This is a genomic window from Streptomyces sp. NPDC051286 (genome assembly GCF_044455345.1).
Classification (GTDB): domain Bacteria; phylum Actinomycetota; class Actinomycetes; order Streptomycetales; family Streptomycetaceae; genus Streptomyces.
The window spans coordinates 1-1,361 of the sequence record NZ_JBITER010000156.1 but is presented as its reverse complement, the minus strand read 5'-3'; the positions used below and the strand labels follow the sequence as shown (position 1 = coordinate 1,361).

Annotated in this window: 1 protein-coding gene; it reads right to left on the bottom strand. The window is 71.6% G+C overall.

What is annotated here, in order from left to right; genetic code table 11:
- A partial coding sequence (locus tag ACIBB8_RS37920) for a condensation domain-containing protein (RefSeq protein WP_398959973.1) occupies positions 1 to 1,361 on the bottom strand: 1,361 nt, incomplete at both ends.

Genomic DNA, 1,361 nt, shown 5'->3' with positions numbered 1-1,361 from the left:
GCCAGCCCACTCTCCCGCACCCGCCCGAGCAGTTCACGGAACGTCGGATCACCCGACAGATCCGTCCGCAGCACCAGCGTGTTCACGAAGAACCCGACCAGGTCGTCCAGCGCCTCATCCGTGCGCCCCGCCACCGCCGAACCGACCGGGATGTCGGTACCCGCGCCGAGCCGCGACAGCAGCACGGCCAGCGCGGCCTGCAACACCATGAACACCGTCACACCCTCGGCCCGCGCAACCTCCACCAGCCGCGCATGAACCTCCGCCGGGATCTCCAGCGAAGCCTCGTGAGCACGATGGCCGGCCACGGCCGGACGGGGATGGTCGAACGGAAGCTCCAGCTCCTCCGGAGCACCGGCCAGCGCCTCACGCCAGTACGCCACCTGCCGGGAGATCACGCTCTCCGGGTCGCTCTCCTCACCCAGGAGGCCACGCTGCCACAGTGCGTAGTCCGCGTACTGCACCGGCAGCGGCTCCCACTCCGGTGCTCGGCCGACGCCACGTGCTGCGTAGGCGACGGAGACGTCCCGGGCGAGCGGGCCGGTGGACCAGCCGTCACCCGCGATGTGGTGCACCACCACGACCAGGACCTGTTCATCCGGGCCGGCCGTGAACAGCCACGCTCGGAACGGCACCTCGGCCGCGAGGTCGAAGGCGTACCGCTGCGCCGCGGCGATCGCACCTGGCAGCTCGCCCGGTGCCACGTCCACCACCTGGAGCTCCCACTCCAGCTCCTCGAGACCGAGGACGCGCTGGTACGGCTCACCGTCCGCGACGGCGAACACCGTACGCAGCACCTCGTGCCGGCCCATGACGTCCCGCAGCGCCGCGCCCAGCGCTGCGCGGTCGACGTTGCCGCTGAGCCGTACCGCGATCGGAATGTTGTAGGTCGCGCTCGGGCCTTCCAGCTGGCCGAGGAACCACAGCCGGCGCTGCGCGAACGACAACGGCACCCGCTCCGGACGCACGGCAGGCTCGAGCGCGGCCCTCGCCCCGTCCGCCTCTGCGAGCCTGGCGGCGAGTCCGGCGACCGTCGGGGCTTCGAACAGGGCCCGGATCTCGACCTCCACGCCGAGCACGGCGCGGATGCGGCTCACCAGCCGCACGGCCAGCAACGACTGTCCGCCGAGTGCGAAGAAGTCGTCGTCGACGCCGACACTGGACAGCCCGAGGACCTGCGCGAAGGCGCCGCACAGCAGCTCTTCCTGCACAGTGACCGGTCCCCGTCCGGCGCTGGTCAACGCCGCGATCTCCGGAACCGGAAGCGCCTTGCGGTCCAGCTTGCCGTTGACGGTCAGCGGCAGCGCGTCGAGGACGACGACGGCCGACGGCACCATGTAGTCCGGCAGGCGCTCGCCCAC